22 protein-coding genes and 1 pseudogene are annotated in these 24723 nt (G+C 52.4%); 10 read left to right on the top strand and 13 right to left on the bottom strand.

Annotation, left to right across the window (positions count from 1 at the left end; genetic code table 11):
- The first annotated feature begins 3 nt into the window (after nucleotides 1-3).
- The 4 genes from dppC to NNN64_RS02840 all read left to right on the top strand — a co-directional run bounded on the left by dppC (nucleotide 4) and on the right by NNN64_RS02840 (nucleotide 4280).
- Nucleotides 4-906, top strand: coding sequence for a dipeptide ABC transporter permease DppC (gene dppC / locus NNN64_RS02825; RefSeq protein WP_137382040.1), 903 nt, complete (start codon nucleotides 4-6; stop codon nucleotides 904-906).
- A 10-nt stretch (nucleotides 907-916) separates the two neighbouring features.
- Nucleotides 917-1900 carry a dipeptide ABC transporter ATP-binding protein gene (gene dppD / locus NNN64_RS02830; RefSeq protein WP_137382039.1) on the top strand — a complete coding sequence of 328 codons (984 nt, stop codon included), beginning with the start codon at nucleotides 917-919 and terminating at the stop codon, nucleotides 1898-1900.
- The gene (gene dppF, locus NNN64_RS02835; RefSeq protein ID WP_043018667.1) at nucleotides 1897-2901 is read left to right on the top strand and encodes a dipeptide ABC transporter ATP-binding subunit DppF; all 1005 of its coding nucleotides are present in this window, start codon (nucleotides 1897-1899) and stop codon (nucleotides 2899-2901) included. Before dppD ends, dppF begins: the two co-directional genes overlap by 4 nt.
- A 176-nt stretch (nucleotides 2902-3077) precedes the next feature.
- On the top strand, nucleotides 3078-4280 hold the full coding sequence (locus tag NNN64_RS02840) for a sigma-54 interaction domain-containing protein (protein WP_202037468.1): 1203 nt from the start codon (nucleotides 3078-3080) through the stop codon (nucleotides 4278-4280).
- A 33-nt stretch (nucleotides 4281-4313) separates the two neighbouring features.
- Here NNN64_RS02840 and NNN64_RS02845 read toward each other — a convergent pair whose 3' ends face one another.
- Together NNN64_RS02845 and megL are read right to left on the bottom strand one after the other, a co-directional pair.
- Nucleotides 4314-5612 carry a transporter gene (locus NNN64_RS02845; RefSeq protein WP_271440394.1) on the bottom strand — a complete coding sequence of 433 codons (1299 nt, stop codon included), beginning with the start codon at nucleotides 5610-5612 and terminating at the stop codon, nucleotides 4314-4316.
- A gap of 117 nt (nucleotides 5613-5729) precedes the next feature.
- A complete protein-coding gene (megL, locus tag NNN64_RS02850) occupies nucleotides 5730-6926 on the bottom strand; it encodes a methionine gamma-lyase (RefSeq protein ID WP_271440395.1) in 1197 nt (398 codons plus the stop codon).
- A gap of 426 nt (nucleotides 6927-7352) precedes the next feature.
- On the opposite strand from megL, the gene NNN64_RS02855 reads away from it, so the two are divergent.
- The 4 genes from NNN64_RS02855 (at nucleotide 7353) to NNN64_RS02870 (ending at nucleotide 12853) form a co-directional block, all read left to right on the top strand.
- Nucleotides 7353-7460, top strand: a complete 108-nt coding sequence (locus tag NNN64_RS02855) for a type I toxin-antitoxin system toxin Ldr family protein (RefSeq protein WP_271440396.1) — start codon at nucleotides 7353-7355, stop codon at nucleotides 7458-7460.
- A gap of 226 nt (nucleotides 7461-7686) precedes the next feature.
- Nucleotides 7687-9693, top strand: a complete 2007-nt coding sequence (gene hmsP / locus NNN64_RS02860; protein ID WP_271440445.1) for a biofilm formation regulator HmsP — start codon at nucleotides 7687-7689, stop codon at nucleotides 9691-9693.
- 157 nt (nucleotides 9694-9850) lie between these two features.
- A complete protein-coding gene (dctA, locus tag NNN64_RS02865) occupies nucleotides 9851-11137 on the top strand; it encodes a C4-dicarboxylate transporter DctC (RefSeq protein ID WP_048213643.1) in 1287 nt (428 codons plus the stop codon).
- 222 nt (nucleotides 11138-11359) lie between these two features.
- A complete protein-coding gene (locus NNN64_RS02870) occupies nucleotides 11360-12853 on the top strand; it encodes a M16 family metallopeptidase (RefSeq protein ID WP_271440397.1) in 1494 nt (497 codons plus the stop codon).
- Nucleotides 12854-12952: 99 nt separating this feature from the next.
- Here NNN64_RS02870 and NNN64_RS02875 read toward each other — a convergent pair whose 3' ends face one another.
- Nucleotides 12953-13882 (bottom strand): sugar kinase, encoded by a 930-nt coding sequence (locus tag NNN64_RS02875; RefSeq protein WP_271440398.1) that lies wholly within the window; start codon nucleotides 13880-13882, stop codon nucleotides 12953-12955.
- A 227-nt stretch (nucleotides 13883-14109) separates the two neighbouring features.
- Between NNN64_RS02875 and pdeH the strand changes: the two genes are divergently transcribed.
- Both pdeH and NNN64_RS02885 read left to right on the top strand, forming a co-directional pair.
- Nucleotides 14110-14877, top strand: coding sequence for a cyclic-guanylate-specific phosphodiesterase (pdeH, locus tag NNN64_RS02880; RefSeq protein ID WP_271440399.1), 768 nt, complete (start codon nucleotides 14110-14112; stop codon nucleotides 14875-14877).
- Between the two features lie 77 nt (nucleotides 14878-14954).
- The gene (locus NNN64_RS02885) at nucleotides 14955-17015 is read left to right on the top strand and encodes an AsmA family protein (protein WP_271440400.1); all 2061 of its coding nucleotides are present in this window, start codon (nucleotides 14955-14957) and stop codon (nucleotides 17013-17015) included.
- Nucleotides 17016-17098: 83 nt separating this feature from the next.
- On the opposite strand, the pseudogene NNN64_RS02890 reads toward NNN64_RS02885, so the two are convergent.
- From NNN64_RS02890 to NNN64_RS02935, 10 genes and pseudogenes are all read right to left on the bottom strand, one after another.
- A pseudogene (locus tag NNN64_RS02890) lies at nucleotides 17099-17239 on the bottom strand (MFS transporter); the annotation flags it as partial.
- Between the two features lie 137 nt (nucleotides 17240-17376).
- Nucleotides 17377-17946 carry a recombinase family protein gene (locus NNN64_RS02895; RefSeq protein ID WP_163181466.1) on the bottom strand — a complete coding sequence of 190 codons (570 nt, stop codon included), beginning with the start codon at nucleotides 17944-17946 and terminating at the stop codon, nucleotides 17377-17379.
- A 97-nt stretch (nucleotides 17947-18043) separates the two neighbouring features.
- Nucleotides 18044-18448, bottom strand: a complete 405-nt coding sequence (locus NNN64_RS02900; RefSeq protein WP_271440401.1) for a hypothetical protein — start codon at nucleotides 18446-18448, stop codon at nucleotides 18044-18046.
- Entirely contained in the window at nucleotides 18448-19479 is a 1032-nt protein-coding gene (locus NNN64_RS02905) for a glycine-rich domain-containing protein (RefSeq protein WP_271440402.1), read from the bottom strand. The genes NNN64_RS02900 and NNN64_RS02905 overlap by 1 nt, the downstream gene beginning before the upstream one ends.
- A gap of 12 nt (nucleotides 19480-19491) precedes the next feature.
- Complete coding sequence (locus NNN64_RS02910) at nucleotides 19492-20076, bottom strand: YmfQ family protein (protein WP_163181551.1); 585 nt, start codon at nucleotides 20074-20076, stop codon at nucleotides 19492-19494.
- Nucleotides 20067-21149 (bottom strand): baseplate J/gp47 family protein, encoded by a 1083-nt coding sequence (locus NNN64_RS02915; RefSeq protein ID WP_271440403.1) that lies wholly within the window; start codon nucleotides 21147-21149, stop codon nucleotides 20067-20069. Before NNN64_RS02915 ends, NNN64_RS02910 begins: the two co-directional genes overlap by 10 nt.
- Nucleotide 21150: 1 nt before the next feature.
- Nucleotides 21151-21588, bottom strand: a complete 438-nt coding sequence (locus tag NNN64_RS02920; RefSeq protein ID WP_023293626.1) for a phage GP46 family protein — start codon at nucleotides 21586-21588, stop codon at nucleotides 21151-21153.
- The gene (locus NNN64_RS02925; RefSeq protein ID WP_271440404.1) at nucleotides 21585-22169 is read right to left on the bottom strand and encodes a phage baseplate assembly protein V; all 585 of its coding nucleotides are present in this window, start codon (nucleotides 22167-22169) and stop codon (nucleotides 21585-21587) included. The genes NNN64_RS02920 and NNN64_RS02925 overlap by 4 nt, the downstream gene beginning before the upstream one ends.
- Nucleotides 22166-23299, bottom strand: coding sequence for a phage baseplate assembly protein (locus NNN64_RS02930; RefSeq protein ID WP_374044027.1), 1134 nt, complete (start codon nucleotides 23297-23299; stop codon nucleotides 22166-22168). The genes NNN64_RS02925 and NNN64_RS02930 overlap by 4 nt, the downstream gene beginning before the upstream one ends.
- Nucleotides 23289-24722, bottom strand: a complete 1434-nt coding sequence (locus tag NNN64_RS02935) for a DNA circularization protein (RefSeq protein WP_271440406.1) — start codon at nucleotides 24720-24722, stop codon at nucleotides 23289-23291. Before NNN64_RS02935 ends, NNN64_RS02930 begins: the two co-directional genes overlap by 11 nt.
- Nucleotide 24723: the final 1 nt, after the last annotated feature.

The raw sequence follows: 24723 nt of genomic DNA on the forward strand, positions 1-24723 counted from the left end.
ATCATGTCACAGGTTACTGAAAATAAAGTTATTGCTGCACCGGTGCCGATGACCCCGTTGCAGGAGTTCTGGCACTATTTTAAACGCAACAAAGGTGCGGTTGTCGGGCTGGTGTATGTGGTGGTGATGATCCTGATTGCGGTCTTTGCCAACGTTCTCGCACCGTACAATCCAGCTGATCAGTTCCGCGATACGCTATTGGCCCCACCTGCGTGGCAGGAAGGTGGCACCATGGCACATCTGTTCGGTACTGACGATGTAGGCCGCGATGTGCTGTCGCGTCTGATGTATGGCGCGCGTTTATCGCTGCTGGTTGGCTGCCTGGTGGTAGTACTGTCCCTGTTGATGGGCGTGGTGCTCGGTCTGGTTGCCGGTTACTTTGGCGGTATCGTCGATAACGTCATCATGCGTGTGGTCGATATTATGCTGGCGCTGCCGAGCCTGTTGCTGGCTCTGGTGCTGGTTGCCGTATTTGGTCCTTCTATTGGTAACGCTGCGCTGGCGCTGACGTTCGTGGCATTGCCGCACTATGTCCGTCTGACGCGTGCCGCAGTCCTGGTGGAAGTGAACCGCGATTACGTTACCGCTTCTCGCGTAGCGGGTGCAGGTGCGATGCGTCAGATGTTCGTTAATATTCTTCCTAACTGTCTTGCGCCGCTGATCGTTCAGGCGTCGCTCGGTTTCTCTAACGCTATTCTCGATATGGCCGCGCTTGGCTTCCTGGGTATGGGTGCGCAACCACCAACACCGGAATGGGGAACCATGCTCTCCGACGTGTTGCAGTTTGCGCAGAGTGCCTGGTGGGTCGTGACCTTCCCAGGTCTGGCGATCCTGCTGACGGTGCTGGCATTTAACCTGATGGGTGACGGTCTGCGTGACGCGCTCGATCCCAAACTGAAGCAGTAAGAGGTTCGAGATGGCGTTATTAAATGTAGATAAATTATCGGTGCACTTCGGCGACGTTGGTTCCGAATTCCGCGCCGTAGACCGTATTAGTTACAGTGTGAACCAGGGTGAAGTGGTTGGCATTGTGGGCGAATCCGGCTCCGGTAAATCGGTCAGTTCGCTGGCGATTATGGGGCTGATTGACTATCCCGGCCGCGTGATGGCCGAAAATCTGGAGTTTAACGGTCGCGATCTGAAGCGTATCTCTGAGAAAGAGCGTCGTCAGTTGGTGGGCGCGGAAGTGGCGATGATCTTCCAGGACCCGATGACCAGCCTTAACCCGTGCTATACCGTGGGTTACCAGATCATGGAAGCCATTAAGGTGCACCAGGGCGGAAATAAAAAAACGCGTGTTCAGCGGGCAATTGACCTGCTAACGCTGGTGGGTATCCCTGACCCGGCCTCGCGTCTGGATGTGTATCCGCACCAGCTGTCCGGTGGGATGAGCCAGCGTGTGATGATCGCGATGGCGATCGCCTGTCGTCCGAAGCTGCTCATTGCCGACGAACCGACAACAGCGCTGGATGTGACCATTCAGGCACAGATCATTGAGCTGCTGTTGGAACTGCAACAGAAAGAGAATATGGCGCTGGTTCTGATCACTCATGACCTGGCGCTGGTGGCGGAGGCTGCGCATAAAATTATCGTGATGTATGCCGGTCAGGTGGTGGAAACCGGAGCGGCGCACGACATTTTCCGCGCACCGCGTCATCCATATACCCAGGCGTTGCTGCGTGCGTTGCCAGAGTTTGCTCAGGATAAAGCGCGTCTGGCATCGTTGCCGGGTGTGGTGCCAGGGAAATATGACCGCCCGAACGGTTGTCTGTTGAATCCTCGCTGCCCCTATGCAACCGACAAATGCCGCGCTGAAGAACCTGAACTGAACCTGCTGGAAGGCGGTCGTCAGTCGAAATGCCACTACCCACTTGATGATGCCGGGAGGCCTGGGCTATGAGTACGCAAAAGGCCGCTTTGCCACAGCCGCTGTTGCAGGCCATTGATCTGAAAAAACACTATCCGGTGAAGAAGGGTATGTTCGCCCCGGAACGCCTGGTGAAAGCGCTGGACGGTGTTTCGTTCACCTTAGAGCGCGGTAAAACATTGGCGGTAGTCGGTGAGTCGGGTTGTGGGAAATCCACTCTTGGACGCCTGCTGACGATGATTGAAGTCCCGACCGGCGGTGAACTGTATTACCAGGGACAGGATCTGCTGAAGCACGACCCGCAGGCGCAGAAGTTGCGTCGGCAGAAAATCCAGATTGTGTTCCAGAACCCGTACGGTTCTCTGAACCCGCGTAAGAAAGTGGGGCAGATTCTGGAAGAGCCGTTGCTGATCAACTCCACGCTCAGCAAAGAGCAGCGCCGTGAAAAAGCGCTGGCGATGATGGCGAAAGTGGGGCTGAAAACCGAGCACTACGACCGCTATCCGCATATGTTCTCCGGCGGTCAGCGTCAGCGTATTGCGATTGCCCGTGGCCTGATGCTTGACCCGGACGTAGTGATTGCCGACGAACCCGTTTCCGCGCTGGATGTATCCGTGCGCGCGCAGGTGTTGAACCTGATGATGGATCTGCAGCAGGAACTGGGGCTGTCCTACGTCTTTATCTCGCACGACCTGTCGGTAGTGGAACATATTGCGGATGAAGTGATGGTGATGTACCTGGGCCGTTGTGTGGAGAAGGGCACCAAGGATCAGATCTTCAATAATCCGCGCCATCCGTATACGCAGGCGTTGCTTTCTGCGACACCACGCCTGAACCCGGATGACCGCCGCGAGCGCATTAAGCTGACCGGCGAGCTGCCAAGCCCGCTGAATCCGCCACCGGGCTGTGCGTTTAACGCCCGTTGCCGTCGTCGCTTTGGTCCTTGTACCCAACTACAGCCACAACTGAAAGACTACGGCGGCCAACTGGTTGCGTGCTTTGCCGTTGACCAGGATGAAAATCCGCAGCAATAAACGTGGGTTATGACCCAATAACCGGAGCCTTGTGCTCCGGTTTTTTTATAATTCGTTTTTACTCCCACAATGTGAGTCCATTGGCAGAACATTATTCCATAGTGTCTAGAATGTCGTCAGGTTGGCTTTCGTCACAGAAATATCTACTTCGCAGTTGCTAACTACCAGGAGCAAATGTGGTCACGATACGCTGGGATATTAAAACAATTGATCGTCTGTCGATGGTTGAGGATGTCCTGAAGGAATTTTCCTGCTGTGATATCAATATCATCTCCATGAAAGTTACGCCTGGACGCATTCTGATTAAATCCTGGTGTCGCCAATTGCAGGATATTTCCTGCGTACAATCCTGCTTAAGCCAGCGCGCTGATATTATTAACGTTGCATATCTGTGCGAAGAGATAAGCGAACTGTCGATGTCTGAACCGGAACGTCCGCGTTATTTTTCTGACATTATTTGCAGCAGCCAGAGCATGCAACTGCTGATAGAAAAAGCGATCAGAATAGCGGATAGCAAATATACCGTTTTGGTTCGTGGTGAAACCGGAACCGGTAAGGAACTGCTTGCCCGGGCCATCCATAATTCCGGATCGCGGCGTTTTTATCCGTTTATTCCGGTTAACTGTTCAGCACTTCCCGAGTCGCTGATGGAAAGTGAGTTTTTTGGCTATGAGAAAGGGGCCTTCAGTGGCGCGGATTGTAAAGGCAAAAAAGGGCTGTTTGAAATGGCTGATAAAGGCACCCTTTTTCTGGATGAATTTGGTGAAATGTCGCTGAGCTTACAGGCCAAATTGTTGCGTGTCCTTCAGGATGGGGGGATCCGTCGCGTTGGCGGGGCGCAAACCATTCCGGTTAATGCGCGTATTATTGTGGCGACGAACGCAAATCTGGAAGAGATGGTGGAGCAACGTCTGCTGCGCGCCGATCTCTATTACCGCATCAACGTACTTTCACTCACCATTCCACCGTTACGCGAGCGCCCGCAGGATATCAGTCTGCTGATCCGCCACTTTGTGCAGAAATACGCGAAGGAGTTCCAACGGCGAATTATTCTGGATAAAGCCTGTTTTGACGCTTTGCACCAGCACAGCTGGCCGGGTAACGTACGCGAGCTGGAAAACACGATTATTCGTCTGATGCTGATGGCCGAATCTGATGTTATTACCCGGGAAGACCTGGGGATGGCGAATCTGTCGGCAGGCGAATTGCGCCACACTCAACGTCCGTTTAAAGAACAGGTCCAGTGCGCTGAGCGTCAGTTAATTGAGCAGATGGTGGAAGAGAATGTGTCGTCGCGGCATATTGCTAAGGCGCTGGGCGTATCGCATACCACGGTATTGAATAAAATTCGGAGTTACCAGCTTGAGAGCGTGAGTTAAGCGCCGCCAGACATTGACGGCGCTGTCATCGGATTATTCAATCAGTTTTAACAGTGGCGACAGGCACAGCAAAATCCCGTAGATCAGGATTAGCCAGGTTTTTAGCCCGCGCAGTTTTTCCAGTTGCGCCACTTTATAGATCAAGAAAAACGGAATAATACACGACACAATTCCATATAGCGGACTGCCTAACTGGAAGAATACCAGCACTGAGACGCGGAACGAAACCCAAATAACCAGCGTAATAACAATAAACGTGCAAATACCCAATGTAAGCACTAGTGGGTTTATTTTCTCAACATCAATTACGCGGCTAAGCACGTTAAGGATAATTCCTTTAATCGCTTCATGGAAGCCCAGGTAAATACCGAAGAATGCGGTCAGGACAGCAAAGATATTCAATATCGTGGAGGTGATATGAATAATCTGACCAGGAATGACCTGTGCGGCCAGAGCCAGTGCAGAAATATTCTGTTCGAAGGCTGAAACCGCCTCTTCGTGGCTAATCGAAAAGGTAAATGAGAATGAGAAAAACAGGATGACTGCAATCAACGTAATGTAGCTGATGCGGTGGGTACGAATGGCCATGCGCGTTGCCAGTACCCGATCAGCCACCCGTTTGCGGTAGGCGATATTCATGGGGTTGAGCACCTGAATAAACACCGCAGAGAAGAAGCAGAATGGGATGGTCAACAGAACGTCACGAAAGAAGACCGAAGCTTCAGGAAAGGCGCTGATATTGCTGAAGTTCCAGTGTGGGACCATCGCAAAGCCGAAGATAATGATAATGCCGACTTTTACCACCACCATCGGGCCGGAGATTTTGAACAGCAGCTTTTCTCCACCGGAAGCAATGGCGACCAGTACCGCAAAAATAGCCACTTTATAGATGATTGATTGCGAAAGGTCGGTGTCGGTTAGCCCGAAGGTTTTTATATATGAGGCACTGTCAAAAACAACGGATAATGAATAGATGAATATTCCATGAATAATCATCAAAAAGTAAATCACACCGAGAAATACACCCCAGTTTTTTCCAAGGTAATGACTTATAATATCGGTGTAGTCATTGCAGGTTTCACTTTCGGATAATGTTTTTAAATAAATGTCCTGCACAATATACGTTGCCGGGTAAGCGATAATAAAGGCGACAATAAAAACCCAAATGCCGGTTAAGCCAATTTGTACCGGCATCAGAACTGTACCAGCACCAATTGCCATGCCGATGCAAAGTAATACCCAGCCAAAATCGTATTTTGTAAATGGTATTTTCTTTGAGAATGGTACGGCGGTTGCTGTATTGTTGCTTAATTGTAATGTGTTGTCCTGCATAGAACCCCCTGCCCAAAATACCCGTTCTCCCCAAAAAAGGAGTGCGCGTATAGCCAGACTGTTGTGCCTTGATTCTCAACGACCTGAACCGATCGTCGTCGGTTCAGGTCGTAATGGTCAGAATGTTGCCTTTCTGATGGCGTGTTCAAGGTCGTTAATAATATCTTCTGGATCTTCAAGACCGACAGAAAGACGGATAAGTCCGTCGGTAATACCTGCTTTAAGCCGTTCCTCTGGCGCAACGGGCGAATGTGTCATAGACGCTGGGTGCTGAATGAGGGTTTCGGTATCACCGAGACTGACCGCGAGGAGGCACAATTCTACAGAATTGATCATCCGTCTGCCAGCATCGAGGCCGCCGGCAATTTCAAAGCTGATAATTCCCCCGGGCAGGCTCATCTGCCGTTGGCCCAGCTCATACTGTGGGTGCGAAGTCAGACCTGGATAATACACGCGGGTAATGGAGGGATGTCCTTCGAGGAAACGGGCAATTTTCAGCGCGTTTTCACAGTGACGTTCCATACGAATGCCCAATGTTTTAACGCCGCGTAGGGTTAGCCAGGCGTTGAAAGGGCTCATACAGCCACCGGTAATATCCTTCAGACCGACAAACCGCGCCTGGTCGATAAACTCCTGCTTCCCGACAATGATGCCGCCAATCACATCACCGTGTCCGTTAATGTACTTGGTTACACTGTGGACCACGATGTCTGCGCCCAATTGCAGAGGCTGCTGACAATATGGCGACATAAAGGTGTTATCCACGACCAGCAAAGCGCCCTGCTGGTGGGCAATGCCCGCCACTGTTTCGATATCGACCAATGAGAGCGTCGGGTTGGCGGGCGTTTCGATATACACAACTTTAGTTTCCGGCCGCATCGCGGCGCGGATTTCTTCCGGTTTTGCGGCGTCGACAAAACTCACGTTAATGCCGAACTTCGGCATGCTGTGCGACAGAAATGCGTGAGTACAACCATAAATTGCGCTGGCAGAAACGATATGGTCACCTTGTTGACACAGCGTCAGCAGAGTTGTGGTGATGGCGGAAATGCCGGATGCCGTTGCCAGCGCGGCTTCACCCCTTTCCAGAACTGCCAGCTTTTTCTCCAGCGCATCGGTGGTGGGGTTACCCAAACGGGTATAAATGTACCCGGACTCTTCGAGCGCAAAGCGGGCGGCACCCTGTTCGGCGCTGTCAAAAACAAATGTTGAGGTCTGGAAGATAGGCGTACTGAGCGCGCCGGTTGAAGGGTCGGGTTGTTGCCCCGCGTGAACGATCTGGGTATTGAATCCGTAAGTACGACAGTCAGACATGATATCTCCTTTAATTCGGAACAGAACAGCTCACATTCAAATAGCAATTGCTGTGCCAGAAAATTAAGATTTAAATATCAATGAATTAGATAATTTTTGTTTCAGGAGAGCGTCAGGAAAGTTGCCAACTGGCAACAATCTTTCCAGCCATATCGGATTTGTAGCGCCGTAATTGCGAGGCTTCACGCAGAGTGGATGGCGCCGGGGTGCCAGGGCGAAAGGGTTACCGTCGAATCAGCGGCAAGCCGGGATATCCCGGTGAGGCGCAATGTTGCGGGGGCTTGATCCCCGGCGGCATAGGTTGCTGGAAAGAGAAAACCCCCGCACGTTGTTCGGTAAAAACCTGGCAACAAAACGGGGGCTAACTTGAACCTGAACAACTCAAGAATAGCCGTGAATAGTTGCCATTGCAACGCAGGCGGCTATATGACGCTCATGCAACTGGGTAGTGCTTTCTGGCACGATCTGGCAGCGCCGATCATCGCTGGTATTATTGCCAGCCTGATTGTGAACTGGCTACGTAACAGGAAGTAATGCTCTTAGTGGGCGTCAGCCTGCCGTGATGGCAATATGCGCCCGAACCGGGCCGCAGAGGCAACTTTGCGGCCTTTTTCGCCTTAATTGCAGGTAAATCCCAGCGTCATGTGTCTAACCTGCGGCGATAATGCACAAAGGGAAGTTTTCAGATACCGCCTCTCTTAATACCGTTACGATGGGGTATACTCTGACGGCAGTTTTTGTCTATCCGTGGAGAGTCAGTTTGCGTGTCAGTCGCTCGTTAACAATTAAGCAGATGGCGATGGTTGCGGCCGTTGTCATGGTGTTTGTTTTTATTTTTTGCACCGTTTTGTTGTTCCATTTGGTCCAGCAGAACCGCTATAACACGGCTACGCAACTGGAAAGCATCGCTCGCTCCGTCCGTGAACCTCTGTCGGCCGCCATCCTGAAGGGGGATATCCCCGAAGCCGAAATGATTTTAAGCCGTATCCAGCCCGCTGGCGTGGTCAGTCGCGCGGATGTGGTACTGCCCAACCAGTTTCAGGCATTGCGGATGAGCTTTATCCCTGAACGCCCCGTTCCGGTTACGGTGACTCGACTGTTTGAACTGCCGGTGCAGATTTCGCTCCCGGTCTATTCTCTTGAGCGCTCCGCCAACCCACAGCCGCTGGCGTATCTGGTGCTACAGGCGGATTCCTACCGCATGTACAAATTCGTGACGAGCACACTTTCAACGTTAGTGACCATTTACTTACTTTTGTCGTTAATCCTGTCGGTAGCCATCTCCTGGTGTATTAACCGCCTGATTGTGCACCCGTTACGCAAAATTGCTCGCGAACTGAACGATATTCCGCAGCAGGAGCTGATCGGCTATCAACTGACATTACCGCTTATGCATCAGGATGATGAGATTGGGATGCTGGTGCGTAGCTACAACCTGAATCAGCAACTGGTCCTGCGCCACAGTGAAGAGCAGAACGACAATTCGATGCGTTTTCCGGTCTCTGAACTGCCAAATAAGACGTTCTTAATGGGACTACTGGAGCAGATTGTTACTGGCCCGCAAACAACTGCGCTGATGATTGTCACCTGCGAAACCCTGCGTGATACCGCCGGTGTATTGACCGAGACCCAGCGGGAAATCCTGCTGTTGACGCTGGTTGAGAAACTGAGATCGGTGCTGGCACCCAGAATGGTGCTTACTCAGGTGAGCGGCTATGACTTCGCGATTATCGCGCACGGTGTGAAGGAACCCTGGCATGCAATCACATTAGGTCAGCAAGTACTCACTATCATGAATGAACGGTTGCCTATTCAGGGTATCCAGCTACGCCCGAGTTGCAATATTGGGGTGGCGATGTACTACGGCGATTTGACGGCGGAACAGCTATACAGCCGCGCGCTATCGGCAGTGTTAACCTCGCGTCGCAAGGGTAAAAACCAGATCCAGTTCTTTGATCCGCAACAAATGGAAGAAGCACAGCAGCGTTTGACCGAAGAGAACGACATTCTGACCGCGCTTGATCACCAGCAATTTGCGTTGTGGATGCAGCCGCAGGTAGAGATCGCCAGCGGCAAGATGTTGAGTGCTGAAGCTTTATTGCGGATGCAGCAGGCAGACGGAAGCTGGGAATTACCGGAAGGGTTAATCGACAGGATTGAATCCTGTGGTCTGATGGTGAAGGTTGGATATTGGGTGCTGGAGGAGTCTTGTCGCCAACTTGCAGCCTGGCAGGAACGTGGTCTGATGTTACCGCTGTCGGTAAATCTGTCTGCGCTACAACTGATGCACCCTAGTATGGTGTCGGATCTGCTGGAATTGTTAAACCGTTATCGCATTAAGCCCGGCACCTTGATTCTTGAAGTTACCGAAAGCCGGCATATCGATGATCCGAACGCCGCTGTTGCTATCCTGCGTCCTCTGCGCAATGCGGGGGTACGCATTGCGTTGGATGATTTTGGTATGGGCTATGCGGGTCTGCGACAGTTGCAGCACATGAAGTCACTGCCAGTTGATGTGCTCAAAATCGATAAGATGTTTGTTGAAGGCCTGCCAGAGGATAGCAGTATGATTTCTGCCATTATTCAGCTGGCTCATAGTCTCAATTTGCAAATGATTGCGGAAGGCGTTGAAACCGAAGCGCAACGCGACTGGTTATCACAGGCAGGGGTGGAAGTCGCGCAAGGATTCCTGTTTGCCCGTCCGGTTCCGGCAGATATCTTCGAAGAACGCCATTTAGCGAAGGAATCAGCTGATTACAAAAGTTAAAAAAGGTAGCGCTTGTGCGAGCCAGTTCAAAATTTTTAACAAATTTGTATCAATTATGATCCAGGTGCATTTCTGTCATGTTGTGTGGGTGTTACTTTAAGGCCGCAGGTTAAACAAAACCTTACAAGACCTGTGGTTTTTACTTTAAGGACACCCTATGAAAACCTCTATCTTCAAAAGCCTTTACTTTCAGGTCCTGACAGCAATTGCCATTGGTATCCTCCTTGGCCATTACTACCCTGAATTAGGCGCCCAAATGAAACCGCTTGGCGACGCGTTCGTTAAGCTCATTAAGATGGTCATCGCACCTGTTATCTTCTGTACTGTCGTTACCGGCATTGCAGGTATGGAAAGTATGAAAGCAGTAGGCCGCACAGGTGCGGTTGCACTGCTTTATTTTGAAGTGGTTAGTACGATTGCGCTGATCATTGGTCTTATCATCGTCAACGTGGTGCAACCCGGTGCTGGGATGAACGTCGATCCGGCAACGCTGGATGCCAAAGCGGTAGCGATTTACGCCGAGCAGGCAAAAGACCAGGGGATCGTGGGCTTCCTGATGGATATTATCCCGGGTAGCGTCATCGGCGCGTTCGCCAGCGGCAACATCCTGCAGGTATTGTTGTTCGCGGTGATGTTTGGTTTTGCTCTGCACCGTCTGGGCAGCAAAGGCCAGATGATTTTCAACGTAATTGAAAGTTTCTCGCAGGTTATTTTCGGCATTATCAACATGATCATGCGCCTTGCGCCGATCGGTGCTTTCGGTGCCATGGCCTTTACCATCGGTAAGTATGGCGTCGGAACGCTGGTGCAACTGGGTCAGTTGATTATCTGCTTCTACATCACTTGTATCTTGTTTGTGGTCGTGGTGCTGGGTTCGATTGCCCGCGCAACCGGCTTCAGCATCTTTAAGTTCATCCGCTATATCCGTGAAGAACTGCTGATCGTTTTGGGAACCTCTTCTTCCGAGTCAGCGCTGCCGCGTATGCTTGATAAGATGGAAAAGCTGGGTTGCCGGAAGTCCGTCGTTGGTCTGGTTATTCCCACCGGCTACTCGTTTAACCTTGATGGAACATCGATATATCTGACGATGGCGGCGGTGTTTATCGCGCAGGCCACCAATAGTCATATGGATATCTTCCATCAGATAACCCTGTTGGTGGTGCTGCTGCTCTCCTCGAAAGGTGCAGCGGGCGTGACCGGAAGTGGCTTTATCGTGCTGGCAGCGACGATTTCCGCAGTAGGGCACCTGCCGGTAGCGGGTCTGGCGCTCATCCTGGGTATTGACCGCTTTATGTCTGAAGCGCGTGCGCTGACTAACCTGGTCGGTAACGGTGTGGCAACGGTCGTTGTGGCTAAGTGGGTGAAAGAACTGGACCACAAAAAGCTTGATGATGTGCTGAATAATCGTGCGCCGGATGGCAAAACGCACGATTTATCCTCTTAATCTCGCCACTTATGCCCGTAGTCCCTTCCAGGACTGCGGGCGTTTGCGCATAATTACCCCCTGAGCCTGAAACTGTCTGTTCGACGGTTTCGGGATTTTTTCACTTCTTCCGTGACATTTTTATGTTCTTGCGGTCTAACACGAAGTGTTTTTAACGTCATATTCAGAGGGTCCTTCTCAGGGCTGTCTTTTTATTACCAGGATAGTTGATCAGGGGTTCACATGCAGGGCACAAAAATTCGACTTTTAGCGGGCGGCTTGCTGATGATGGCCTCTGCCGGCTATGTGCAGGCAGATGCGCTCCAGCCTGACCCGGCGTGGCAACAGGGCACGCTGGCGAATGGTCTCCAGTGGCAAGTGTTAGCCACCCCCCAGCGCCCCAGCGACCGTATTGAGGTTCGCCTGCTGGTAAATACCGGTTCACTCACCGAAAGTACGCAACAGAGTGGTTTTAGCCATGCGATCCCACGTATCGCGTTGACGCAAAGCGGTGGCCTTGATGCCACGCAAGCCCGTTCTCTGTGGCAGCAGGGGTTTGATCCTAAACGCCCCATGCCGCCCGTTATCGTTTCCTATGATTCCACGCTATATAACCTTAGCTTGCCCAATAGCCGAAATGACCTGCTGAAAGAGTCGCTTTCATATCTGGCGAATATCTCCGGCAAGCTGACCATTACCCCTGAAACGGTTAACCATGCGCTGAGCAGCGAAGATATGGTGGCAACATGGCCGACGGATACCAAAGAAGGGTGGTGGCGTTATCGTTTGAAAGGCTCCACGCTGTTAGGGCACGATCCCGCCGATCCGCTGAAAAAGCCGATTGATGCAGCAAAAATTCAGTCGTTCTACCAGAAATGGTATACCCCGGACGCAATGACGCTCATTATCGTCGGTAACGTTGACGCGCGCAGCGTGGCTGAGCAAATCAATAAAACCTTCGGTGAGTTAAAAGGAAAACGTGAAACGCCGGCACCGGTGCCTACGCTCTCTCCATTGCGTGCGGAAGCGGTAAGCATTATGACCGATGCGGTACGCCAGGATCGTCTTTCCATCATGTGGGACGCGCCGTGGCAACCTATTCGTGAATCCGCCGCGTTGTTACGCTACTGGCGTGCTGATTTAGCCCGTGAAGCGTTGTTCTGGCATATTCAGCAGACGTTATCCAGGAACAACGCAAAAGATATCGGCCTCGGCTTTGATTGTCGGGTGCTGTTCCTGCGTGCACAGTGCGCCATTAACGTTGAATCGCCGAACGATAAGCTAAATGCGAACCTGGGCACGGTGGCACGCGAACTGGCGAAAGTGCGGGATAAGGGCCTGCCGGAAGAAGAGTTTAATGCGCTGGTGGCGCAAAAAAATCTGGAATTGCAGAAACTGTTTGCCACCTACGGCCGCACCGATACCGATATTTTGATCAGCCAGCGTTTGCGCTCGTTGCAAAACCAGGTGGTGGATATCGCGCCAGAACAGTATCAGCGTTTACGGCAGAATTTCCTGAATGGTCTGACCGTTGAGATGTTGAATCAGGATTTGCGTCAGCAGCTATCGCAGGATATGGCTCTCATTTTGCTTCAGCCGAAAGGGGAACCTGAGTTCAACATGAAGGATCTGCAGGCGACATGGGATAGCATCATGGTGCCAGCGACTGCTGTGGCAACGCCGGTTGAAACGGATGAATCTCACCCAGAAGTGACGGATATTCCGGCGGTACAGTAAAGGGTATCGTAACGTGTAGGCCGGGCAAGCGAAGCGCCCCCGGCCGACTCAATACCGAATGCGGTGTTAACGCCTTATCCGGCCTACAAGAACAACACGTTATTGTGGCATGGCGTCGCGTGGGATAATCGCCCCGCGATGCTGAATAACTGTGCTTGCCGTCATGTGGCCGCGTTTAGCGGCTTCTGCGGCATCGCCACCGGTTAAACGTACTGCCAGATACCCGGCACTGAAGGAGTCTCCTGCCGCTGTGGTATCGATCACTTTCTCTTTCGGTAATTTTACAGCCGGTACATCGATAAGTGCTTCACCCTCGATGGACACCAGGCAAGAGTCTGCACCGCGCTTCACAACCACTTCCTGTACGCCAGCTGCGTGAGTCCGGGCAATCACGTCCTCTACGGGTTTTTCACCCCACAGTGCGTCTTCATCGTCCAGCGTCAGGAACGCAATATTGGTGCACTCCAGCATCTGCTGATACACCTGCTGAGTTTCTTCTTTGCTGCTCCACAGACGCGGGCGGTAGTTGTTGTCAAAAATGACCTTACCGCCGTTGGCGCGGCACTCGCGCAGCAGCGACAGCAGTTTGTCACGGCTGGCCGGGCTTAAAATCGCCAGGCTGATTCCGCTCAGATACAGATAGTCAAATGTCGCCAGCTCTTCGCAAATAGCGGCGGATTGTTCGCTCTCCAGCCAGAATTTCGCCGCTGCTTCATTACGCCAGTAGTAGAAGGTGCGCTCACCAGTACTGTCAGTCTCGATGTAATAGAGACCCGGCAGACGGTTTTCCATACGCTGGGTTAATGACGTATCGACGTTTTCGCCCTGCCAGGATTCCAGCATTTGCTGGCTGAAACTGTCAGTGCCCAGCGCCGTGACATAATGTACGGAAAGGGCCGCAGAATCGACCTGACGGGCAATATAAACGGATGTATTCAACGTGTCGCCACCGAATCCGCGCTGAACATCAGCGCCTTTCTGTGACAGCTCAATCATGCATTCGCCAATCACGGCAATCTTCCTGGACATAGTCGTAACCTGCTCTGAAAAAAATTAGCGTTAGTGTGCGCTGTGGGTGTTAAGTGGTCAACTATATTAAAACAACGTTCCATTATTTTTTTGAGCCAGAACGTGTTCTGTGTCGTTTTTGCTGCTGTTTTTATTTTGCGTACTGCTGAACGTAAAGTTCTGCGCCTGAGCGCCGATAACCTTTGACGAGTCCGGTCAGTCACACTCTTATTTACAGGACACCTCAGATGATAAAGCAGGTCACCCAGCAGCTAATTACGCCAGATGCGAGTATCGAATGCTTGCAGGAGCGACGCTATTGGCTGCAGTGCGAGCGTGCTTACACTTATCAGCCCATTTACCAGACCAATGGTCGGCTGATGGCCGTTGAGCTGCTAACCGTCGTGAGCCATCCTGATAACCCTTCTCAACGCATTGCGCCAGACCGTTATTTTGCTGAAGTGGCTGTTCGGCATCGCGTTGAGGTAGTGAAAGAGCAACTTGAACAACTTGAACTGAAAAGTGATTTTTTCAGAGCCCACGATCTGCTGGCCTCCGTCAATGTTGATGGCCCGACGCTCATTGCGATGCGCCAGGACCCCGAGATCCTGAAAATCATTGAATGCCTGCCCTGGTTGCGCTTTGAGTTGGTAGAGCATATCCGCTTGCCGAAGGGATCGTCTTTTGCCTCGATGTGCGAGTTCGGCCCGCTCTGGCTGGATGATTTTGGTACCGGGATGGCCAATTTCTCGGCCCTTAGCGAAGTGAGCTACGACTACATCAAAGTGGCGCGGGATCTGTTTGTGATGCTGCGTCAGACGCCGGAAGGCCGTAACCTCTTCACTTTGCTGCTCCAGCTTATGAACCGCTATTGCCGTGGCGTGATTGTCGAAGGTGTTGAAACCCTGGAAGAGTGGCGCGATGTGCAAAACTCACCGGCTTTTGCTGCACAGGGCTATTTCCTCTCTCGTCCGGTGCCGTTGAGCACCCTTGACGAGGTGATTCTGTCGCTTTGATGCGGATGTAGCGTGCCTCCTTTTCGCCCTGCTGGACTATCTTTAGGTCAGGCAAGGGAGGAAGTCAGGAGGAAAAAGTGACGAAAACAAGCAAAATAGCCACATCCATAGCAGGGGTTTTCTTGTTGTTGATCGTCGTGCTCATCATTGTGATTGCGACATTTGACTGGAACCGGCTCAAACCGACCATCAACCAGAAAGTCTCTACTGAACTCAACCGTCCATTCGCCATACGCGGTGACCTGGGCGTCGTCTGGGAACGCCAGAAGCAGGAAACCGGCTGGCGCAGTTGGATTCCGTGGCCGCATGTTCATGCTGACGATATTATCCTCGGCAACCCGCCAGATATTCCCGACGTCACAATGGTACATCTCCCCCGCGTTGAGGCGACGCTTGCCCCGTTGGCACTGCTGACAAAAACCATCTGGTTACCGTGGGTCAAGCTGGTGAAACCCGATGCGCGGCTCATCCGGCTGTCGGAGGAAAACAACAACTGGACCTTTACGCCCGTTGGGGATAAAAACCGCGATCTGAATGCCACTCCCTCTGCCTGGTCATTTCGTCTGGATAACATTCTGTTCGATCAAGGGCGTATCGCTGTTAACGATAAGGTGACGCAATCTGAGCTGGAGATCCTGGTCGATCCCTTAGGCAAGCCGCTACCGTTTAGCGAAGTGACAGGCACCAACAGCAAAGAAGGGGGTGCCAGCGTTGAGGATTACGTTTTTGGTCTGAAAGCCCAGGGCCGCTACAACGGTGAACCGCTAACCGGAACGGGGAAAATAGGCGGGATGCTGGCGTTACGCGGCGAAGGTACCCCTTTTCCGATACAGGCTGACTTTCGCTCGGGCAACACGCGTGTGGTATTTAGCGGCACGATAAATGATCCGATGAATATGGGCGGTGTCGATCTACGGCTTAAATTCTCTGGGGATTCACTCGGGGATTTATACGATTTGACCGGTGTGCTGTTACCGGATACGCCACCGTTTGAAACGGATGGCCGTCTGGTGGCGAAAATCGATCCAGAAAAGTCCTCCCTTTTTGAATACCGCCATTTTAATGGTCGCATTGGCGATAGCGATATTCACGGAACGCTTACCTATACCACCGGCAAGCCGCGCCCGATGCTGAAAGGCGACGTTGAATCACGCCAACTGCGACTGGCGGATTTAGGACCGTTGATTGGCATTGATTCGGGTAAAGGGGCCGAGCGGGCAAAACAATCTGAACGACGCAAAGGTGAGAACAGCGTGCAACCCGCCGGCAAAGTCTTGCCATATGATCGTTTTGAAACCGATAAATGGAACGTGATGGATGCTGACGTGCGTTTCAAAGGGCAACGGATTGAGCACGGTAGCCGCTTACCCATCAGCGATCTCTCCACCCATATTCTCCTGAAAAATGCTGACCTGCGCCTGCAGCCACTGAAATTTGGTCTGGCAGGGGGCAGCATTGTTTCCAGCATCCATCTGGAAGGTGATAAAAAGCCGATGCGGGGGCAGGCGGATATTCAGGCGCGGCGGCTTAAGCTAAAAGCACTGATGCCGGATGTGGCGCTGATGCAGAAAACGCTTGGTGAGATGAACGGTGACGCCCGGTTGAGCGGTAGCGGAAATTCAGTGGCTGCGTTGCTGGGTAACAGCAACGGTAATCTGAAGCTGTTGATGAATGATGGACTGGTCAGTCGCAATCTGATGGAGATCGTTGGGCTGAATCTGGGTAACTATATCGTCGGACAAATATTCGGTGATGACGAAGTACGGGTGAACTGCGCAGCGGCAAATCTGGATATCGTCAAGGGTATCGCGCGCCCACAAATTTTCGCGTTCGACACGGAAAACGCAGTCATTAACGTGACCGGGACTGCAAGCTTTGCATCGGAGCAACTGGATTTAACCATCGACCCGGAGAGCAAAGGTATTCGTATTATTACCCTGCGTTCACCGCTGTATGTTCGCGGGACATTTAAGAACCCACAGGCCGGGGTAAAAGCAGGGCCGTTGATTGCACGCGGTGCGGTGGCTGCCGCGCTGGCAACGCTGGTTACGCCAGCGGCGGCGCTGCTGGCGCTAATTTCTCCGTCGGAAAATGAAACGAATCAGTGCCGGACGATTTTGTCGCAGATGAAGCAGTGATGTCTGGCCGGATGTTTATCCGGCCTGGATTTTATGCTCAACCCAGGCCGGAGAAGGGGTTACACCGCCATCCGGCAAAAAAATCACAATGACTTATGCCGTGTCTCATGGGTTAACAGCAGGGCGACCAGGGTTAACGCCGCCATTGATGCCAGATAGGTTCCTACCGCCGCCAGACCGTAGTTCCCCTGCAGCCATGCGGCAATATAGGGGGCAACAGAGGCACTGTAGCGCGGCGCATAAATTGTGAAACTTTGACAGCTAAAATTGGATCGCAGCAGGCGTTCTAACTTTAAGTGACATTGGAACAATTATGGATGTTAGTCATGTAGCCGCCGGTAAAGCGGCCACATGAAATTGGTCACAAACCCGGAGAGACAGACATACTGCTGGGGAATTTTTTGTAAAGAGTAGATATACCTACTCCATATTGTGCGGACACTTCCTTGTGAGTTTTACCGGACTTCAGAGCTGACTCGCATCTGTTCCAGTCGTCATCTGTAAACTTAGGTCTACGGCCACCCACACGCCCTCTAGACCGAGCAACAGCAAGTCCCGCCAGAGTTCGTTCACTATTGAGATCGGACTCATATTGTGCCGCAGAAAGAATATTGCGGAAGTTATAGCGCCCACTTGCGGTGCTTAGGTCAACGCCATCCGTAATAGAACGGATGTTAACATTACGCTCAGCCAGACTCTGAAACGTCAATAGAGCATGAAGTACATTGCGTCCGATACGATCCAGTTTCCAAATGACCAGCTCATCACCAGGCTCTAGCATCTCAACCACTTTCTTCAATATCGGTCGATTCGTCTTACGGCCAGAGGCCTTTTCTTCAAAAATTAACTTACAGCCAGCAGCTCTGAGCGCCTGCATTTGAAGCTCGGTGTCCTGATGGTTACTTGATACTCGCGCATACCCAATAATCATAAAGTGTTCTCCCGCTCATGTGACAATTCGTCAGTAGAACCAGGTTACCAGGTTTTCTCATTTGACGAAGAAATTCGCAGGTGCCCACTAAAGGTTACTATGCTGGAGCGACAGGTAAATCCTTACTTCCGTCATTCGCTTTAATGTACGCACGTAACTGCTTTCTGCAATCCGTCCACGCGGTCAGCGCAGAACGTACGTCATCTTCGGTAGTTCCTGCATAATCAGCGTCTTCTATCTGCTCATTCAAACCGTTGATAACAGCGGTTGCCCGGTCATATTCTGATTGAGCTGTGGATAGATTTTCCGCAGCAAGTTCCTCGGGTGTTTTCTCAACGACCGGGGCGATAAATTTCGAACCGTCATACAACCAGCCAATTCCTGCATGAATGTTGTCTATATCGACGGCCACGCAATCAGGGTTTAACTCTTCGGCAAGTCCTACTGATTCACAAATAATCGTGTTGATAACGACCCCGTTCAAAACCAGCGCAATATTCATTATGCAAACTCCAGTATTAAACAAACTCCATCTGCCCCAGTCCCACCTGCATAAGCAGTTCCAGACAACTGATCATCACGTGCGCCGCCACCACCAGAGCCTGGCGCCTTCCCTGGTGCACCATTCCCGGAACCACTTCGCCCTGAGCCTCCCCAGAACGATGAACCGCCAGTACCTCCGACAAGCCTGGTTGCCGCCTGTCCATCGCAGCCATCACCGCCAGGAAGGTTGATTAACCCTCCCGACGAATCCGAGCCGAAGCCGCCAGCTGACGAACTGGTCCCGACATTATTAGTGCCAGGAAGGCCACCGCGTGCCGTCATCCCAAACGCCGTTGAATTGCCTCCAGCATTATTTGACGCCCCGCCTGAACCGACAGTCACCAGAAAATTACTAATTGCAGATAAGGTGAAAATACCAATAGCGGTCCCCCCAGCCCCTCCGCCGCCTCCTGAATAGATCTGACTGGTTGTCGCTGCGTTTGCCGGTGCCCCGCCTGCGCCACCGCCAGTTAAGATGGAGATAATTCTCCTGGCACCCGTTGTTGGTACGTACTGTTGGGTAGAAGTAATCACCTGAATATTCACCAGACGACCAACGATACCTGATGCATCCACCAAACCAAGGTCTGAGAGAACGCCTGCGGCATCACTTCGGCCAAGCAGCGTTCTTGCAAAACCGGTCAGGTCTGTCATGGCTACTTTATCTTTGCCTGTGAAGTACGGCATTTTGTCAGCCGACGTGACAAGCGCGGCGATCGCAGTAAGCAACGCACTACTCGCGGTTGCCTTCTGTTTGATAGCTTCCTCAATCGCCTTTTGAAGCTGATTAAAATCAGATTTATTAGGAGTAATACCGTAGGAACTGAGCAAATTTAATAGCTCTGCCTGAACAATGTTGTACCAGTCAGCTCCAGGATAACTGGCCGGAGTGCCGCCGCCTCCCTCCGTATACCAGCGGGGTGCAGAACTCTGCACAGCACCGACTGGAGGCATGGCAGAAACGCCACTGTTATTGTCTAAATGGAACATGTTGGTATTCCTTTATTGGTAGATATAAATAAAGACCTGGTGAGCCGGTTTATATTTCTCAAGAAGGCACTCAAGAACGCCCCCGGAGTAAACGACAAGCGGCGTCAGGCAATTATCGAGTACCGTTGCATTACGGCGCTCTATGCTGTTCTTCACAATAATATGGGACGTATAGCGTCCGTAATTTTTACGTAATCGAGTAAGACAGTTATCCATGCAGGTGGCATAAGCACCATCGCTGAATGATTCAATATCAATATCGAATCCATATTTGGCGGCCAGTTCGATATAAAACTGACGGTTGAGGCTACCAACCATTCTGTACTTCTCAGCTGCCGCCGTTCTGCGCTCATCAAACGTCTGGCCGGCGCTGGTACAGTCCGGTAATCCCAGCCACTTCTCCCAGTCCTCCAGCAGCACTGTTGACTGGTCGGGGAAACGTTCAGCCAGCAAACGTTCAATCGACTCATCATCCTGCTCCGGCCCATCGGCCAGCGCACCGGCGAGCAGGCTTAACTCCGAACCAGGCTCTTTGTTCCAGGCCAGCCCTGTTGGGAGTAGCTGCAGGAAGATTCTCTGAAATCGGGTCATGACCATGTGATCGTTCCTGGCACCAGTAATTCACCCGCAGCCGAATAAGTGGGCGCAGTGGGTGAAATCAGCTCAAAGTCGGTCAGGCTCTGACTGGCAGCAATAACCCGGAGAATACTTGATGTTGTCATCGTACTTCCTGGATCGCATTTGTTATAAAACAGCGATGCCAGCCCCTTTGTTATTTCATCCTTCAGGGCATCCGTTTTAGGCGATATTTTAATAGTCATATCGAGCGGCTTTAATTTCGGTGCAAATACGGTCACCTCCGGCCCTTCTGGTTGCCCCTCAATAACGCCGGTAATCTGATTCGGATGCCCGGCGATATAATCTGTCACTCTGGCAATATCAGAATCACCTGGAATAATGCTGCTGTTACCATCCATAACAAATGCAACGCCAACCGTTCCGGCCCCTTGCCAGGTCGGCAGGCACCATGCACGTGTCACACCAGCACATTCCCGCGCCCAGCGCTCATAGTCGTATTTATTACCGCCACAAGGCGGATGCTGAGCACGGAATTCCAGCCGCGCCAGTAGCTCAGAGACCGGCTCAATATCACTGCCGCCAGTTAGCCCGTTTGTGGCCACGGCATCTGAGGAAATCCCCGCGACAGGCGTCACCAGCGTCAATGTCGTACCAGCCGGGGCATTGCCGGCAGTACCTGACACTACCGCCGTCACAGGGACATCGACGGACCCGGCTGCAGCGACATCAAAATCAGTTTCAAGCGCATAAACGATGTTGCCGGCACGCTGCCAGCGGGTATTTTTTGGAATAGTGCCGGCAGCGCTGGCCGTGACAGTAATCGGGTCGCTTGCCGGGGTCGGCTGCTTGCGGCGAATCCCCCAGAACTGGCAATGCTTAAGCAGTTCCGCCTCATCCGCATCACCGGGGATAATCTGGCGGTATGCCCAGGAAATATGCTCATGCAGGCCGGCATCGAGACCAGCCTGCGCACGCGCCAGCACGCCCAGGACTTTTTCCTTATTTCCTGTCGCGGAACCTTTTAAACGCTGCTGAATATTACCTTCAGCACGCGCGATTAATTCGGGCAACGTAGGCGATTTATAAGGCATGTTAAATTCCGTTATATTGCGATTTAAAGGAATAAGGACTGACAGAGCCATCCGGCAGCGTGAATTCAATATCCAGCTGCAACCAGCCGCTTTCCGGCTGGCTGGCGTAAACAGCTATCTTTTTCACGCGGCCGGCTTCTTTAAGCCATACCAGCGCCTCAAGCGCATATTCAGCAGCGCGGGTGAGCACTGAATTGAGTGTCTTTTCACGGGAAAGCAGCCACAGTCTTGAGCCAATAGGACGGTCACGGAAGGTATCTGCCCACCATCCACGACGGTCAGTGTTATCGCCGGGAATATCATCTGAATCCAGCGCACGACGATCCGTATGCAGAGAAATGATGACGTCATTGGTTAGGCTGTCGTCGGTCAGCATGTCCTCGCCGTTCTGAGCAATATCGCCCCGGCCATTAATCCAGACGAATGCCAGGTCTGTCATTGCATCTCCTTCGTTAATGGGCCGTCATGTTCTTCATGGACGTGTCGTTTGGTAGATTTGCCATCCACGATGATATCCGGCGCAGTGGCCTCACCCTGAAGGTCAGTTTTACCTTTAACCTGGAGATTTTTATCTACCTCAAGGTCACCGGTAAACCGGGCTTTTGGCATGTCGAACAACCCGCTTTCATCAGCGTACACCTCAACCGTTTTGCAGGTCACAATGACCCGGCCGTCTTTGGTTAAGCGGATGCGGTGCCCCTCGTAGTGATAAAGACCGCTATCGCCCGCGAACAGACCGACAGGGCGATAACGACGGTCATCAACCACCAGAGCAACGGCAGAATCAGTATCGCCACCAAGACTCACCATAATGGCTTCAGAGCCAGCCAGCGGGACGCTAATCTGACCGTACTGCAGAGGGCGCTCGACGTCATCCAGTGGACCATCATCAAGGCTCGTCACCTGCAGGTTCTGCATCTTCAGGCTGTCATTAACCAGCGTTACCACGGCGCGGCCAATCATCAGCCGCAGCCGGCGCATGACGGGAGCAATCAGACGCTGAAATGCCTGTTCACTCATGGGCGCTTCTCCGGGTGCTTGCGGTAATACTCTTCAGCCAGCGCATCCACACCGCTCTTATCCTCGCTTTTACGGGATTTTTTCGTTTTACTGTCCGGCTCAATTGGTACCAGCCAGCCATCGCGCGGGGTAAGCGTCAGCGTGGTCATGATGCCGGTGCGATCATCCAGCGCCAGTACGACTTTGCTGACTAAAAGCGGTCCCGTGGTGATACTGAAGCGGGATGCATCGATATCGACCAGCAGGTTAGGCATCCACAGCGAACCATCGCGGCGCAGCCAGCCGTCTACTTTCGCCTCGAAGGTGCGTGATTTAGCTAGGCGACGACGCATTTCACGTGTCGCGCGGCCGCTGGCACCTTTGGAATCCGTTTTACTGTCAGCAAGGATGATCGTCGGGCGGTAGCGCGTGATATCGGAGTCTTTCACCTCAGCTTTCTGACTGGCGATGTTTTTGGCACTCTGGTCATCACCGGCTTTGCCGCTGGCGCGGCCGTGGCCAGCAACGATGTAGTCACTGAAGCGGTCACGATCGTCCTCTTCAAACTCCATCTCAATCAGATTCTCACCGAGGATCAGCTTATCTGTCTGGGTTTCATCCGCGCGGGTGAATACCAGCTCACCGGCGGCATTGCTGGTCATCAATACACCACGGGCGCGGCTGGCACGCCCCAGCGCCTCATAGACGGTTTCTGAGTAGTCGAGTGTGAAGGACGGAAACGGCGCTGAGGATTCGCTGTCTGTCAGCTCCCAGCGAACAGCCACCTTATAAGGGCTGCACAGGTCACGCGCAATCTGCTCAAGCGTGCGCCCCTTCCACTGACGGCCCTGATAGATAGCCGCGCAGTCAATCAGGTCAGCTGTTTTATCGCGGCCGGAGATGGTGATGGACATCGAGTCGGCCGTCATGTTGCGACGACGGCCATCGAGATAACCTGTAATGACCGTCTGGCCATTAATGGTGAGGGTAAAAGGTTGACCCGGAGAAAGTGATGATAAATCGGTTTCTGGCTGAACATTGACACCTAGTTCGAAATAGCCGGAGAGTGATTCGATGGAGCGGTTAATATTGATGGTCGTCCACCCGGCAAAAATCTTTCCTGCGGTGCGTAATTCGACGTCAGCCATCAAGGATCTCCAGAGAAACGCCCCCTGGCATCAGGAGCGGATTGGGTACATTGTTCCGGCGACCAAAACGCTGCCAGTAAAGGCTGTCACCAGTTTCGCGATACAGGGCAACCAGTGCCGGCTCCGTCTGATTTAGGGTGACGTTGCGGACATTCGCCAGTTGAATACCGCGAGTGCGCAAATCGTTAATCACCACTAGACGAAATGTGGCCAGTTCAAGGCTGCTGGTCGTAAATCCGGCATCAGAAGCAGCAATGGCGCTGTCATCCAGCATCTGGCCCAGTTCACTGGTAACCCGTTCGATATCAGCCTGGCTTTCAAAGAGTGGAAACGATGCCGGACTGTTCTCTGAGGCTACAGAAGTTGAATCGCTCCGGGTGATTCCGGCAGCTGAGTCCTGCTGAGTTGTTGAAGGTGTGGAGACTGAGCTGACTGGCGTCGTGGTCGTCAGTTCTGGAGTGCGGGAGAGTCCATCATCAGTGGCCAGCGCATCAGTCAGAACGGCAGATGCCGCTTCAGCCTGGCTGGTCTGTGTGGCGACGGTCGCAACATAATACAACGTATTGATGTTCGCTGCAGCGGCCGGATCAAGATGAGCGGTATCCGTAGCAGCCTGCCGACGCTTCAGATTAACGCCAATGCGTTCATACGCTTTAAATCCAGCATCATTATCCGCAACAGATGCGATCCCGGAAAGCGCCCCCAACAAATTCGCGGCCAGTAATTTTGGCGCATTAACCAGCCGTGTTGCCATCCCTTTGACTTGGGTAACGGCAGACAACAGCCCGTTAACACTACCCAGAATACCGACATTTTCAATTGCACTGGCAATATCGTCATAAACGCCACTGATAGCGTCAGCCACGGCCGTTGCGCCGTCTGTTGCTTCCTGAACTGTCTGCCAGGCATCGGAAAGCGTATCACCCAGCGAACCAAACAGGCTGTCTTTTTTGGCGGTGACTGCAGCTGCGGTATCTGCAGATGGCTCTGGTGCCTCATCTTCTGCGGCCGGATAAACGGTGATCGTAAACTCGTAGTAATTCAGTTCATCTGCCGAGTGGCGACATTCCCATGTTTCAACCAGTACCTGCACCGTGCCAAAATCCGGGTGTGTCAGCTCCCCCGCGCCGGCATCATCGAGTGCCTCAATCAGGTTTTCCTTTAGCTGCTGTGCATCTTTGCCCAGCAGACAGGCAGAGAAGGAGAATTCATGGAGTTTTCGGCCCAGATCAATCGCACCACCTTTATCGCGCAGTGGATATTCGCGTTTAACGAGACGACGACCACCGGTCATGCGCTGGTCACGGAAAATCAGGAACGGCACATTACGAAATGTTCCTTTTCCATCTGGTTTGTTATTTTTTAAACCCAGCGCCCCCAGCCCGTCACGGAGAGAGTTCACACTGGCGACTGTACCTTCAAACATG

The sequence above is a fragment of the Citrobacter sp. Igbk 14 genome, assembly GCF_028069825.1.
Taxonomy (GTDB): Bacteria; Pseudomonadota; Gammaproteobacteria; order Enterobacterales; family Enterobacteriaceae; genus Citrobacter.